This window comes from Ruegeria sp. AL7, from assembly GCF_056536105.1.
This window is the reverse complement of sequence record NZ_JBQFJF010000001.1, coordinates 1,719,553-1,733,647: the sequence shown is the minus strand read 5'-3', so window position 1 is coordinate 1,733,647 and position 14,095 is coordinate 1,719,553. Positions and strand designations below refer to the sequence as shown.

Sequence of the window (14,095 nt, the reverse complement as noted above, 5' to 3'; positions counted from 1 at the left end):
AATAAAACCAGAAGGTTCAGGTATTTCTACGGTAGATCAGCTGACAATAGTGTCAGTCGGCGATCAGGATCCCACAGGCGATGCGCCCGCCAGCACCGCCAATGGGCTGGCTAATGTGATCGTCGCCAGCTTCGTGGATGATGAAAGTTGACCCGTCCGCATCCAGCAATGTGTTCCCGTCACCCTCAAGCGAAACCAGGTTTGTAAAGGCCTCCATCTCGCCCACGCCATCCTGTCCCACATATAGATTGGGCAGATCGCCGGGCTCGGGGCCTTCAGGGTTCAGCAGACCATGTGCGCCTTCAACTTTTCCAACATGGCCTTGGGCCGTCTTGAACCCTTCGCCGGCCTCGCAGACACCATGGCTGTGCAGGTGCAACCCATGTTTTCCCGGCGGCAGGTCTGTGACGCGCACGTGCAGCAGAACACCATTGGGCCCTTGCGTCGCCTTCGCCTGACCAATGACGTCGCCTTGCGCGTTGATGATTTCGGCTGTGGCGGACTTGACGTGATGCGCGGCCTGGCCCTGCGTGGCAGCCGCAACGCTTATCGCCGCAACAAGAATGGCGGTTCTGAACATGTCTCAACTCCTTTACTTAACAACGCAATCCTGTATCGCGTCAGTCCATAAACACGCGGGCCGGTTCCTTTATTCAGAAACCGGCCCGCGCGTTTGGTGACATGTCCCGGTCAAAAGTCCGGTTTATTCAGCCGCTTTCTTTGCTGTCTTCTTGGCGGCAGCCTTCTTTTTGGGTGCAGCCTTTTTCTTGGTGCCCTTCTTGGATGCGCGCTCATTGACCAGTTCGATGGCCATTTCCTGCGTCACGTCTTCGGGCTTGATGTCTTTCGGGATGGTCGCGTTGACCTTTTCCCACTTCACATATGGCCCGTACCGTCCGTCCAGAACCTGCATCGCGCCGCCATCGGGATGCTCGCCCAGGTCTTTCAAAGCTTTTGCCGCTGCGCGCCCGCGCCCACCGGGATTGGCTCGTTTTTCCGCCAAAAGCTCTACGGCGCGGTTCATACCGATCTCGAACACATCGTTTGGGTCTTTGAGGTTGGCATAGACCGGCTTGGCTTCATCGGCCAACTGATGCATCAGATAGGGGCCAAAACGCCCGAAGTTCGAGGTGATCATGCCGCCTTCGGGGTGCTCACCGATCTGGCGCGGCAGGGACAGAAGCGTCAGCGCCTTGTCCAGATCCATGTCATCCTTGCTCCAGCCGCGTGGAAGCGAGGCGCGCGGAGGCTTCTTGTTCTCGGGCGTGGGTTCGCCTCGCTGGACATACGGCCCAAATCGGCCGGACTTCAGCCAGATCTCATCCCCGGCGTCTTCGCCCAGCAATTGTTCGTCGCCTTCCGCGCCTTCACCGGCGATGGGCCGTGTATAGTTGCACTCCGGATAGTTGCCGCAGCCCACGAAGCCGCCAGTGCGCGAGGTTTTCAGGTGCAATTGCCCCAGACCGCATTTCGGGCAGATGCGCGGGTCGGACCCGTCCTCACGCGGGGGGTAAAGCTGTGGCGCCAATGCCTCGTCCAGCTTGTCCAGCACTTCCGATATGCGCAGTTCGGATGTTTCACCAATCGCTGCTGAGAAATCACGCCAGAACTTGCCCAGCAGATCCTTGTAGTCACGATCACCGGCGCTGACGTCATCCAGTTGCTCTTCCAGATTCGCGGTGAATTCGTATCCAACGTATTGACGGAAGAAGTTCAGCAGAAAGATGGTGACGATCCGACCCTTTTCCTCGGGGATCAGCCGGTTCTTGTCTTTGCGCACATATTCGCGGTCCTGAATCGTGGTCACGATCGAGGCATAGGTCGAAGGACGTCCGATCCCCAACTCCTCCATCCGCTTGACCAAAGTGGCCTCGGTATAGCGCGGGGGCGGTTGCGTGTGATGCTGCAACGCCAGAACGGCTTCGTTATCAGCCATGATAGCGGCTTTGTCCGACTCGCTGGTGGCCTTGGCAAACTGATCGCGCAGCGTGGTCTTGGAAAAGCGCGCGGGGTCGCCCTCCATGATCTGTGGCAGGCGCTTTTCGTCATCATCGGCGACATCATCGCGGCCTTCCTCATAGACGCGCATGAACCCGTCGAACATTACCACCTGACCGGTGGCTCGCAGACCGACCTGACCGTCGTCACTGCCAATCTCGACCGTTGTGCGCTCCAATCGTGCTGCCGCCATCTGGCAGGCAATGGTCCGTTTCCAGATCAGATCATAAAGCTTGCGCTGATCTTCATCCGTGACCTTCAGCGCCTTGGCATCGCGCGTCATATCCGTGGGGCGGATACATTCGTGTGCTTCCTGCGCGTTCTTGGCCTTGTTCTTGTACATACGCGGGCTGTCCGGCACATATTCTGCACCGTACCGGTCCGCGATGGTGTCGCGCGTTGCCGTCACAGCCTCGGGTGCCATGTCGATCCCGTCGGTTCGCATATAGGTAATGTATCCGGCCTCATAGAGGCGCTGCGCAACCTGCATCGCATGGCGCGCGCCCATGCCGAATTTGCGGCTCGCCTCCTGTTGCAGGGTCGAAGTCATGAACGGCGCGCTTGGATTGCGCGCGGCGGGCTTGGCTTCGACCGAAGTCACACGCAGCGCGCGGCTGGTGACGGCCTGAACCGCCAGTTCGGCCTGTGTTGCGTTGGCCAGATCGTGCTTGTCCAGTTTCTTGCCCGCCAACGTGACCAGCCGCGCCTCATAGGTCTGACCACGCGGTGTCTCGAACAGGGCCCGAACCGACCAGTACTCGACCGGCTTGAACGCTTCGATCTCCATCTCACGCTCGACGATCAGGCGCAGACAGACCGATTGCACCCGACCTGCGGATTTTGCACCGGGCAGTTTGCGCCACAGAACCGGTGACAGGTTGAAGCCAACAAGGTAATCCAAGGCGCGGCGTGCCAGATACGCTTCGACCAGGGGCATATCGACGTCGCGCGGGTTCTTCATCGCCTCGGTCACCGCCTCTTTGGTGATGGCGTTGAAGGTCACCCGGCTGACCGGTGTATCTTTCTTGATCGAGCGGCGCTTGGTCAGGGCTTCCTGCAAATGCCAGCTGATCGCCTCGCCCTCACGATCAGGGTCAGTGGCGAGGATCAGCGCGTTGTCTTCTTTCAGCGCGTCGGCGATGGCCTTTACATGTTTGCGGCTGTCATTGCCCACTTCCCATGTCATGGAAAATCCATGGTCCGGATCGACCGATCCGTCCTTTGGCGGCAGGTCCCGCACATGGCCGTAAGAGGCCAGAACGGTGTAGTCAGGGCCGAGATATTTATTGATTGTTTTTGCTTTGGCCGGAGATTCTACAACAACTACGGGCATTTAAGGGGAAACCTCGCTCGACGAATTTGGCGCCTTTTATGGTGGTGCAAAATGTGTGGGGCAAGCGGGGATTGTCAATGCGTTCCTTTGGCAGGCGGAAAAGCGACGTGATTTCAGCGTGATACCCGCACCTGATAGCAGGCAGAGCGTTCGATTGGGCAATCTTGTTTTCCGTCCAAATCAGCCTGCCAGAGACAACAGCCCGCCCGGCTGTCGCTGGATTCGTCCGTCCAGTTCAAGGTCGACCAGCGCTGGCCCCAGATCCCCTGCCGAGGCCGCAATATCGCGCAGCAACTGATCTTCGGCGATGGGGGAAGGTCCCAGCCGCTCAAGGATTTGCGCCTGCAAATCCTGTGCGGCAGACCGTGGCTGCTTGGCAGGTGGCAGCTCGGGTTCGGCAAAGATCGGATCACCGTGCCGTGGCAGGGCTTCGACAACGTCGTCCGCCGACCGAACCAGCGTTGCACCGTCCCGAATCAAAAGGTTGCACCCGGCAGCGCGGGCGTCGAACGGGTGGCCGGGCACGGCCAGAACCTCGCGCCCCTGGTCCAGGGCGTCACGCGCCGTGATCAGGCTGCCGGATTTGGCGGCTGCCTCAACCACCACGACAGCTTGGGCCAGGCCCGAGATGATACGGTTGCGGCGCGGAAAATGCCTGGCCTGAGGTGTCACGCCCATCGGCTGTTCCGACAGCCGCAGTCCCTTGGTTGCAATATTATGCGCCAGTTCCGTGTTCTCGGCCGGGTAAATGACATCGACACCGCCCGCCATGACGGCAACAGTGCCGGTGTCCAGCGACGCCATATGCGCCGCCGTATCAATGCCGCGCGCCAGACCCGAGACAATCACATGTCCCTTTTCACCCAAGGCGCGCGCCAGACCACGCGCCATCCGTGCGCCCAGCGAGGAACAGTTGCGCGCGCCCACCATCGCAATCGCCGGTTTCTGCAACAGCGACACATCCCCGATGGCCCAAAGCAAGGGCGGGGCATCGGATAGGTCGTTCAATGCGTTGGGGAAATCTGCGGACCCAAGGCACAAAAGCCGCGCTTTGGCGGCTTCTGCGGCCCTGAGTTCCGCCTCGATCACGCCGGGGGGACAGGTTTCATACCCATCTATTCCGGCGGCGCGCGCCATTTCAGGCAGCGCGGCCAGCGCGTTCTGCGCCGAGCCATGTTCACGCAGCAGCCGACGAAACGTCGCCGGGCCGACCTTGCGCGAGCGCAACAGGCGAAGCCACGAAAACCGGTCCTCTTCCGTGGTGGGTGGGAGTGGGGGGTGATTGGAAGAAAGCTGCTCTTCGGTCATCCGTTGCTCCGCCTGATTGCAGAACTGGTTTACGGGACAGGGGGTTAACAGCCTCTGAATCGCAGATAATTAGCAGCGATTTATCTGTATTTCTCGAAGAATACACCGATCAAGTGTCTGAAAATAAATAAAAGAATATTTTCCAACCGGCGCTCAAATCAATGGCGTCGGTTGGAGTGCTATCGAATCAAAGTGGCGCATGGTTAACCCTGCGCCTGCCTTTGCGCTTCTCTTCCGCCTCAGGCTGCCGACCCGCCGACAGTCAACCCGTCCATCAGCACCGTCGGTTGACCCACACCCACGGGCACCCATTGACCGTCCTTGCCACAGGTTCCCATACCCGGATCCAGCGCCATATCGTTGCCAAGGCCGCGGATGCGCTTCAAGGCCGATGGCCCGTCACCGATCAGCGTGGCGCCCTTGACCGGCGCGCCGATCTTGCCGTTTTCGACACGATACGCCTCGGTGCACGAGAAAACGAACTTGCCGTTGGTGATGTCGACCTGGCCGCCGCCGAATCCAACCGCCCAGATGCCGTCATTAATATCTGCCACCAAAGCCGCCGGATCAGCGTCGCCCCCCAACATGATCGTATTGGTCATGCGCGGCATGGGTTTGTGCGCATAGCTCTGTCGCCGCCCATTTCCCGTGGGTGCAACGCCCATCAGCCGGGCGTTTTGCCGATCCTGCATGTAGCCGGTCAGGATGCCATCCTCGATCAATACGGTGCGCGAACTGGGCGTGCCCTCATCATCCACAGTGATCGAGCCGCGACGGTCGGCAATCGTGCCGTCATCCACCACGGTCACGCCCTTAGATGCTATCTGTTGCCCCATCAGTCCGGCAAAGGCCGAGCTTCCCTTGCGGTTGAAATCGCCCTCAAGCCCGTGACCGATGGCTTCGTGCAGCAAAATACCGGGCCAGCCGGGACCAAGTGCAACCTCCATCACGCCGGCAGGGGCGGGAACCGCGTCCAGATTGACCAATGCGATGCGCAGGGCTTCGCGCGCCTTGGCCTGCCAGTCGGCAGGGTCGATCAACCCGCTCAGGCCAACCCGCCCGCCGCCACCGGCCGATCCGCTTTCGCGCCGCCCGTCCTGTTCAACAATGACCGAGACATTCACGCGCGTCATGGGGCGCACGTCACGCACCGTCACACCATCGGGTCGCAGAATTTCCACCTCCTGAACGGCGGCTGCGATCATTGCGCTGACCTGAACCACCCGCGGATCCAGGTCGCGGGCAAAGGCGTCAATCTCCCGCAGGGTTTCGATTTTCACCGGGAAGGCGGCGGATTCGATTGGGTCTTCGTCCGTGTACAGGCGCGTATTCGTGGGCCGGGGCGCTTCGGCGAGCGTTCCGCCTCCATCGCCAACCGCCAGTCGCGCGGTTTCGGCGGCACGTTTCAGCGCGGCAATCGATACATCAGTCGAATGCGCATATCCGGCAACTTCGCCCTGAACGGCGCGCAGGCCAAATCCCTCGGATGCGTCATAAGACGCGGTGCGAAGCCGCCCGTCGTCAAACACCAGAGATTCGGATTTCCGACGCTCGACAAACAGCTCTCCATCCTCGGCCCCGTCCGTTGCCGAGCGCAATATGGCCAGTGCTTCATCTTGCGGCAGGGCGCTCTCTAAGGGGCGAAACGGGGCTTCAGGCATGGGTTGCGACCTTTCGGGTTTGATCCAGATCAAAAATAGCGTCTGTTTGACGCAAGCATTTTGCTTTATCTACCCGCTGGAATATGGTTTTTAACGCGGCCAAAGACAACGGGAGAGGTGCGACCGATTCACACCTTTCCGTCAGGGACGCAAAGATCAAACGATCAGGACAGAACATGAAGAATGCTTTGATGCTTTCAGGGTTTATGACAGCCCTCTCCAGCCTACCCGCCATGGCTCAGGAGCTTGAGATTATTGGCAAGCCGGTAGACGGCGGCATGGGCTTCCAGCCCGCGGCCACCAGCCTTGCCCAGGGTATCCGGGATCTGGACAGCATGATTCTCGTGATCATCACCGCAGTCTGTCTGCTGGTTGCAGCTTTGTTGATCTATTGCATTGTGCGCTACAACCAGCGCGTAAACCCAACTCCGGCGCGTTTCTCGCACTATACTCCGGTTGAAATCGCCTGGACCCTGGGACCAATCCTGATTCTGGTTTTTATTGGCGCGTTCTCGCTGCCGGTTCTTTTCAAACAGCAGGAAATCCCCGAAGGTGACATCACCATCAAAGTCGTCGGCAACCAGTGGTACTGGACCTACGAGTATGTTGATCACGATTTCGCATTCGACAGCTATCTGCTGGGCCACCCGGCGACCCTGGACGAGGGCGCACGCCCTGCGGACGCGGACGTGACGCCATTTGTTCTGGATGACGCAATGCGCGCCAAGCTGATCGATGCAGGCTACAGCGATGATGAATGGCTGTTGGCCACCGACACCGCTGTTGTCGTTCCGGTCGGCAAGGTCATCGTGATGCAGGTGACTGCATCCGACGTGATTCACTCGTGGACCATCCCGGCCTTTGGCGTAAAGCAGGACGGTGTGCCCGGACGTCTGGCCGAACTGTGGTTCCAGGCCGACAAGGAAGGCATCTATTTTGGTCAGTGTTCGGAACTGTGCGGCAAGGACCACGCCTATATGCCGATTACCGTCAAGGTCGTAAGCCAGGAAGTCTATGACGAATGGCTGCAAGGTGCGATCGAAGAATATGCGGGCCTGCCGCAAAGCTATCAGGTCGCCTCGAACTGAGTACGATAGGGGCGGGCTCAACCCCGCCTGAAACAAATTTCAGGCTGCGCGGGCGATCCGCGCAGTTTTCGCCCCAGAAGGACCGGAAATGACTGACGCAAGCATCAATGCCAGCACTGCGACCGCCCGGGCGGACGAGGCCGGCTTTGGCGATTACTTCGCCCTGCTGAAGCCGCGCGTGATGTCGTTGGTTGTGTTCACGGCATTGGTCGGCCTGTTGGCGGCCCCTGTTCCTGTCCATCCCTTCGTCGGATTCTGCGCCATCCTGTTCATCGCCATCGGAGGCGGAGCATCAGGTGCGCTGAACATGTGGTGGGACGCGGATATCGACCGTGTCATGAAACGCACCAAATCCCGCCCGATCCCTTCGGGCAAGGTCGAGGAAGGCGAGGCGCTGGCCGTTGGTCTGGCTCTGTCTGGTCTGTCGGTGATCATGCTGGGCCTTGCGACCAACTGGTTTGCAGGCGCGTTTCTGGCCTTCACCATCTTCTTCTACGTTGTCGTATACACGATGTGGCTGAAGCGTTCGACGCCGCAGAACATCGTGATCGGTGGCGCAGCGGGTGCGTTCCCTCCGGTGATCGGCTGGGTGGCCGCCACAGGATCGATGTCGGTCGAGCCCTGGCTGATGTTTGCACTGACCTTCATGTGGACGCCGCCGCATTTCTGGGCGCTGGCCCTGTTCATGCGCTCGGACTATGACGACGCGGGCGTGCCGATGCTGACCGTCACCCATGGTCGCCGCGCGACACGTGTCCATATTCTTGTCTATACAGCCCTGCTGGCCCTGCTGGCCATCGGAACTGCATTTTCAGGCATTGGCGGCCCGATCTATCTGACCGTTGCATTGATTCTGAACATCCTGTTCCTGCGGGGCGCGTGGAAAATCTCGCGCCGGACCGAGGATGATTCCGAGGCAGATAATTTCAAGGTCGAACGCGGTTTCTTCAAGCTGTCGCTGCTGTATCTGTTCCTGCATTTCGGTGCCGTTCTGGCCGAAGCCCTGCTGAAACCCTATGGTCTGGGGGGATGGTCATGAGCCTTCGCAAAGACCACGAGCTGCATCAGCGCCGGTTCAGCCGCAATTTGGGTGTCGGCCTGACGCTGGCTGCCTTTATCGTGATCATCTTCGGCCTGACCATCGTCAAGGTCTCGGGCACTGATTTCAACAGGGCGACGCAAGAGGTTCAGAACTGATGGCGTTGTCCGGTCCTCAGAAAACGGTTGTCCAGACCGTCGGTGTGGTTGTCCTGATGGGCAGTCTCGCCTGGGCGTCGGTGCCGTTCTACAACTGGTTCTGCCGGGTGACCGGATTTGGCGGCACCACTGGTGTTGCCGAAACTGCCCCCGATACCATTCTGGATCGCACCGTTACCATCCGCTTTGACGCGTCCAAGGCCAAGGACATGGAATGGGAGTTCAAGCCGGTCGTGCGCGAGATGGATGTGCGCATCGGCGAAACAGGTCTCGCGTTTTACGAGGCCTATAACCCGACAGACCGCCCCATTGCCGGGCAGGCGTCTTACAACGTGGCGCCCTATTCTGCGGGTGGGTATTTCCAGAAGATTGCCTGTTTCTGCTTTGAAGAGCAGGTGCTGCAACCCGGCGAGCGCGTTGAGATGCCGGTGACTTTCTTCGTCGACCCGGAAATGGTCGAGGATCTTGAAGCCAAGTATGTTCATACGATCACGCTGTCGTATACATTCTACGAAATTGACCTGCCCGAGGGCTATGCCGCCCTTGATGCGCAGGCAGATACAAACACGAACTAACGCCTGTAGGTGAGGGACGCTGATGGCACACGCTAAAAACCACGATTATCACATTCTGGCCCCGTCGATCTGGCCTCTGATCGGCGCCGTCGGCGGCTTTGTCATGCTGTTCGGAGCTGTTCTCTGGATGCAAGGCATCACGCCCTTCATGTTCTGGGCCGGTCTGGCAGCTGTGCTTTACACGATGTTCGCCTGGTGGTCGGATGTGGTTGCGGAAAGCCGTCAGGGCGATCACACCCCTGTTGTCCGCATCGGTCTGCGTTACGGCTTCATCCTGTTCGTCATGTCCGAGGTGATGTTCTTCTTCGCCTGGTTCTGGTCGTTCTTCAAACATCGCATGTACCCGATGTACGACTATGCCGGCACCGAATACATTCAGCCGGATATTCATGCCGTTGACCCGTTCCACCTGCCGCTGATCAACACTCTGGTCCTGTTGCTGTCAGGCTGTGCGATCACCTGGGCGCACCATGCACTGGTGCATGACAATGACCGCAAGGCGCTGATCAATGGACTGGCCATCGGTATCGTTCTGGGCATCGCCTTTACCTTCCTGCAGGGCTATGAATACGCCGAACTGCTCAAGCATGAAGGCTGGGAATTCGGCGGCGACCAGTTCTATTCCAACTTCTTCATGGCAACGGGTTTCCACGGCGCACATGTGATCATCGGGACAATCTTCCTGACCGTCTGCCTGATCCGCGCGCTTAAGGGTGACTTCACCCCCGAAAAACACGTCGGTTTTGAGGCCGCCGCTTGGTACTGGCACTTCGTCGACGTGGTCTGGCTGTTCTTGTTCTTTGCCGTCTACATCTGGGGCCAGGCTCCGCTGATGTAACGCCGGTCAGGCTGATCAGTTGCAAAAGCCGCCCCAAGGGGCGGCTTTTTCTCTATGCGGGGCGTAAGATTGCGCCCCATACAATTGCGTGGTTGCAATTCAGCACGCGCGCCCCTTAACAAGACGCCGGTTCCTGAAAAGAAGTTTGGTCCTGACATGCGCCGTATCCTGTTCCTGCTAATCTTCGGCCTCGCCGGTTTGGGCGTGCTGCTGTCGCTGGGCATCTGGCAGGTGCAGCGTCTGGCGTGGAAGCAGGACGTGCTGACCGAGATCGAAGAGCGGATCTCGGCTGCGCCGGTTTCCCTGCCGCGGCAGGTTTCGGTGGATCAGGACAAATACCTGCCGGTAACAGTGTCGGGCGAAATGGAGCCTGCGGAAGTCCACGTTCTTGTTTCGCTCAAACAGGTCGGTGCGGGGTATCGCATCATTCAGGCTTTCAACACCGAAGATCGCACTATTCTAGTTGATCGGGGTTTTGTCCCGACAACTGCGAAGCAGACCGAACGTCTGACCGGTCCGATGGAGATCACCGGCAATCTGCATTGGCCAGATGAAGTTGACAGTTACACGCCCGCACCTGATCTCGACGCCAACATCTGGTTCGCCCGCGATGTGCCCGCGCTTGCGGCTGCACTGGGCGCGGAGCCTGTTCTGCTGATCGCCCGTTCGCGAACCGATCCGAATGTGACACCGCTGCCGGTGGACACGGCGGGCATACCAAACGATCACCTGCAATATGCAATCACCTGGTTTGGTCTGGCTCTGGTCTGGGCCGCGATGACTGGGTACTTCCTGTGGCGCAGCCGTGCCAATTCTGAAAGTGACGCGACATGAAATATATCTCGACCCGAGGGCAGGCGCCCGAACTGACGTTTGAAGAGGCAATGTTGACCGGGCTTGCCCGCGACGGTGGCCTGTATCTGCCCGCCGAAATCCCGGTGATGTCGCAGGACGAGATCGCGGCGCTGGCCGGATTACCCTATGAAGAAATCGCGTTCCGCGTGATGTGGCCCTATGTCAGCGGCTCATTCGCCGAGGCTGAGTTCAAGGCGATCATCGCCCGCGCTTATGAAGGTTTCGGCCACGATGCCCGCGCGCCATTGAAGCAGCTGAACGAGAACCACTTCCTGCTGGAACTGTTCCACGGCCCCACACTGGCCTTCAAGGACTTTGCCATGCAGCTGATCGGCCAGTTGTTCCAGGTGGCGCTGAAACGCCGTGGTGACCGTGTGACCATCGTCGGCGCGACCAGCGGGGATACCGGTTCAGCCGCGATCGAGGCGTTCCGCGGGCTGGACGCGGTGGATGTGTTCATCCTGTTCCCGCATGGCCGCGTGTCCGAAGTGCAGCGCCGCCAGATGACCACGCCTGCGGACAGCAATGTGCATGCTCTGGCCGTTGATGGTGATTTTGACGATTGTCAGGCTGCGCTGAAAGACATGTTCAACGATTTCGACTTCCGCGACGGCGTGAAACTGGCGGGTGTGAACTCGATCAACTTTGCCCGCGTCTTGGCGCAGATCGTTTATTACTTCTCGGCTGCCGTCAGCCTTGGTGCGCCGCACCGCAAGGTCAGCTTCACGGTGCCAACCGGCAACTTTGGCGACATCTTCGCGGGCTATCTGGCCAAGCGAATGGGGCTGCCGATTGATCGCCTAGTGGTGGCGACCAACCAGAACGACATTCTGCATCGCTGCCTCTCGGGTGAGGGGTATTTCAAGGGCGAAACCATCCCCTCGATCAGCCCGTCGATGGACATTCAGGTCAGCTCGAATTTCGAACGCGCGCTCTATTATGCCTATGGCGAAGACGGCGGGGCCATCGCACAATTGATGGATGAGCTGAAACAGGGTGGCTTCAATATCAGCCAGGGCGCGATGAAAGCGCTGCGTGAGAATTTCGATTCGGGCCGTGTGTCCGAAGAGGAAACGCTGGCCACGATCAAATCCACGCTGGCGCACAGCGCCGAACTGGTCTGCCCGCACACCGCCGTGGGCATCAAGGTCGCAGAAGAACACCGCGCGGCAGACGTTCCGATGATCACGCTGGCCACTGCGCACCCGGCGAAATTCCCGGCCGCGGTCGAGAAGGCGAGTGGTGAACATCCGCCTCTTCCCTCCCGCATGTCTGATCTGTATGAACGTCCGGAACGGGTGACCCGCATCGCCAATGATCTGGGTGCCCTCGAGGATCATATTAAAAGGCACATCGCTGAGTGACTGTCAGACAAGACCAACTGAAGAACGGGTTTCGTATCGTCAGTGAACATATGCCGGGGCTGCAATCTGCGGCCATCGGCATCTGGGTAACCGCCGGTGGGCGGCATGAGCGGATCGAACAGAACGGTATTGCGCATTTCCTTGAACATATGGCGTTCAAGGGAACCGAGCGCCGTTCGGCCTTGCAAATTGCCGAGGCGATCGAGGATGTGGGCGGCTATATCAACGCCTATACCTCGCGCGAGGTAACGGCCTATTACGCACGCGTCTTGAAGGACGACGTGGCACTGGCGATGGATGTGATCGGTGACATCGTTCTGAACCCGGTGTTTGATCCACGTGAGATCGAGGTCGAGCGGGGCGTGATCCTTCAGGAAATCGGTCAGGCCCATGACACACCCGATGATGTGATCTTTGACTGGCTGCAAGAGCAGAGCTATCACGACCAGCCCCTGGGCCGGACGATCCTGGGCCCGTCCGAGCGGGTCAGTGCCTTTTCGCGCGAAGATTTGTCGGGCTTTGTGACCGAACATTATGGCCCCGAACAGATGATCCTGTCCGCAGCTGGTGCTGTGGATCACGACATGCTGATGAAACTGGCCGAAGAGATGTTTGGCCATCTGCAATCCCGTAAAGGTCTGATCCCCGAGATTGCACGCTTTACCGGCGGCGAAGCCCGACAGGTAAAAGAGCTGGAACAGGCACATTTCGCCCTGGCGCTTGAAAGCCCCGGCTATCGCGATGACGCGATCTATACGGCGCAGATCTATTCGACCGCATTGGGCGGTGGCATGTCCTCGCGCCTGTTTCAGGAGGTGCGCGAAACACGTGGGCTTTGTTACACGATCTTTGCGCAGACCGGTGCCTATGCCGATACCGGAACAACCACGATCTATGCCGGGACCTCGGCCAATCAGGTGGCCGAACTGGCGACGATCACCATCAATGAGATGAAGCGCGCCGCCGAGGACATGAATCCCGAAGAGGTCGCCCGTGCCCGCGCCCAGATGAAGGCCGGGATGCTGATGGGGTTGGAAAGCCCGTCGAATCGGGCCGAGCGTCTGGCGCGGCTGGTGCAGATCTGGGGACGGGTGCCCTCGCTGGAAGACACGGTCGCCAAAATCGATGCGGTCAGCACCGAAGACGTGCGCGCCTTTGCCGAAACCATGGCCGTTCAGGCCCCGGCGGCGCTGGCGCTTTACGGACCGGTCGCAGACGCACCGACATTGGCGGACTTGCAGGAGAGGCGTGCAGCGTGATGCTGTTGGGCAGACGCAAGTTGAAACTCGAGACCGCGCGGCTTAGCTTGCGTCCGCCTGTACATTCCGATTTCAACGATTGGGCGGCGTTGCGTCGCGCCTCAAAAAATTATCTGACCCCGTGGGAGCCGATCTGGGCCAAGGATCACCTGAGCCGCAAATCCTTTACCAATCGGGTCTACTGGGCTCAGCGCTCGGTCGCGAGTGGCACAGCAATCCCGCTGTTCCTGTTTCGCCGTGAAGACAATGTGTTGGTCGGGGCGATCACACTGGACAATATCCGGCGCGGTCCTGCGCAGGCCGGAACTCTGGGTTACTGGACCGGTGAATCCTTTGCCCGTCAGGGATACATGCGCGAGGCGATTGGCGCGATGGTGCATCACGCCTTTACCCGTCTGGACCTGAGCCGGATCGAAGCCGCGTGCCTGCCGGAAAACCGGGCGTCGCGCGGTTTGCTGGAAAGCTCGGGCTTCAAATATGAAGGCGTGGCGCAGTCTTATCTACAGATCAACGGGCGATGGCGGACACATGTTCTTTATGCCAGCCTGCGGTCCGACCGGCGCGGCAAGACGGACGCGGGCTAGGGGGCTCTGCCCCCGTCGCGGCAAGCCGCGCCTCC

At 59.5% G+C, this 14,095-nt stretch carries 14 protein-coding genes; 10 read left to right on the top strand and 4 right to left on the bottom strand.

Annotated elements, in window-relative coordinates; all coding sequences use genetic code 11:
• Window positions 1–52: 52 nt before the first annotated feature.
• The 4 genes from ACR3E2_RS08640 to tldD all read right to left on the bottom strand — a co-directional run bounded on the left by ACR3E2_RS08640 (window position 53) and on the right by tldD (window position 6,300).
• Complete coding sequence (locus ACR3E2_RS08640) at window positions 53–580, bottom strand: superoxide dismutase family protein (RefSeq protein ID WP_480484374.1); 528 nt, start codon at window positions 578–580, stop codon at window positions 53–55.
• A gap of 123 nt (window positions 581–703) precedes the next feature.
• Window positions 704–3,331 (bottom strand): type I DNA topoisomerase, encoded by a 2,628-nt coding sequence (topA, locus tag ACR3E2_RS08635; RefSeq protein WP_480484375.1) that lies wholly within the window; start codon window positions 3,329–3,331, stop codon window positions 704–706.
• Between the two features lie 180 nt (window positions 3,332–3,511).
• Entirely contained in the window at window positions 3,512–4,639 is a 1,128-nt protein-coding gene (gene dprA / locus ACR3E2_RS08630; RefSeq protein WP_480484376.1) for a DNA-processing protein DprA, read from the bottom strand.
• Window positions 4,640–4,878: 239 nt separating this feature from the next.
• Complete coding sequence (gene tldD / locus ACR3E2_RS08625; RefSeq protein ID WP_480484377.1) at window positions 4,879–6,300, bottom strand: metalloprotease TldD; 1,422 nt, start codon at window positions 6,298–6,300, stop codon at window positions 4,879–4,881.
• A 176-nt stretch (window positions 6,301–6,476) separates the two neighbouring features.
• Between tldD and coxB the strand changes: the two genes are divergently transcribed.
• The 10 genes from coxB (at window position 6,477) to ACR3E2_RS08575 (ending at window position 14,060) form a co-directional block, all read left to right on the top strand.
• Window positions 6,477–7,388 (top strand): cytochrome c oxidase subunit II, encoded by a 912-nt coding sequence (gene coxB / locus ACR3E2_RS08620; protein ID WP_267363050.1) that lies wholly within the window; start codon window positions 6,477–6,479, stop codon window positions 7,386–7,388.
• 88 nt (window positions 7,389–7,476) lie between these two features.
• On the top strand, window positions 7,477–8,427 hold the full coding sequence (gene cyoE / locus ACR3E2_RS08615) for a heme o synthase (protein WP_480484378.1): 951 nt from the start codon (window positions 7,477–7,479) through the stop codon (window positions 8,425–8,427).
• Complete coding sequence (locus ACR3E2_RS08610) at window positions 8,424–8,585, top strand: hypothetical protein (protein WP_267363054.1); 162 nt, start codon at window positions 8,424–8,426, stop codon at window positions 8,583–8,585. Before cyoE ends, ACR3E2_RS08610 begins: the two co-directional genes overlap by 4 nt.
• Window positions 8,585–9,160: a cytochrome c oxidase assembly protein gene (locus ACR3E2_RS08605; RefSeq protein ID WP_480484379.1), complete on the top strand. Its 576-nt coding sequence runs from the start codon at window positions 8,585–8,587 to the stop codon at window positions 9,158–9,160. The genes ACR3E2_RS08610 and ACR3E2_RS08605 overlap by 1 nt, the downstream gene beginning before the upstream one ends.
• Before the next feature lie 22 nt (window positions 9,161–9,182).
• Window positions 9,183–9,998 (top strand): cytochrome c oxidase subunit 3, encoded by an 816-nt coding sequence (locus tag ACR3E2_RS08600; RefSeq protein ID WP_209505605.1) that lies wholly within the window; start codon window positions 9,183–9,185, stop codon window positions 9,996–9,998.
• Window positions 9,999–10,086: 88 nt separating this feature from the next.
• Window positions 10,087–10,179, top strand: a complete 93-nt coding sequence (locus ACR3E2_RS08595; RefSeq protein ID WP_480484380.1) for a twin-arginine translocation signal domain-containing protein — start codon at window positions 10,087–10,089, stop codon at window positions 10,177–10,179.
• Window positions 10,155–10,832, top strand: a complete 678-nt coding sequence (locus ACR3E2_RS08590) for an SURF1 family protein (RefSeq protein ID WP_480484381.1) — start codon at window positions 10,155–10,157, stop codon at window positions 10,830–10,832. The genes ACR3E2_RS08595 and ACR3E2_RS08590 overlap by 25 nt, the downstream gene beginning before the upstream one ends.
• Window positions 10,829–12,217 (top strand): threonine synthase, encoded by a 1,389-nt coding sequence (gene thrC, locus ACR3E2_RS08585; RefSeq protein ID WP_480484382.1) that lies wholly within the window; start codon window positions 10,829–10,831, stop codon window positions 12,215–12,217. Before ACR3E2_RS08590 ends, thrC begins: the two co-directional genes overlap by 4 nt.
• Window positions 12,214–13,476: a M16 family metallopeptidase gene (locus ACR3E2_RS08580; RefSeq protein WP_480484383.1), complete on the top strand. Its 1,263-nt coding sequence runs from the start codon at window positions 12,214–12,216 to the stop codon at window positions 13,474–13,476. Before thrC ends, ACR3E2_RS08580 begins: the two co-directional genes overlap by 4 nt.
• A complete protein-coding gene (locus ACR3E2_RS08575; protein ID WP_267363063.1) occupies window positions 13,476–14,060 on the top strand; it encodes a GNAT family N-acetyltransferase in 585 nt (194 codons plus the stop codon). Before ACR3E2_RS08580 ends, ACR3E2_RS08575 begins: the two co-directional genes overlap by 1 nt.
• The last annotated feature ends 35 nt before the right edge of the window (window positions 14,061–14,095 follow it).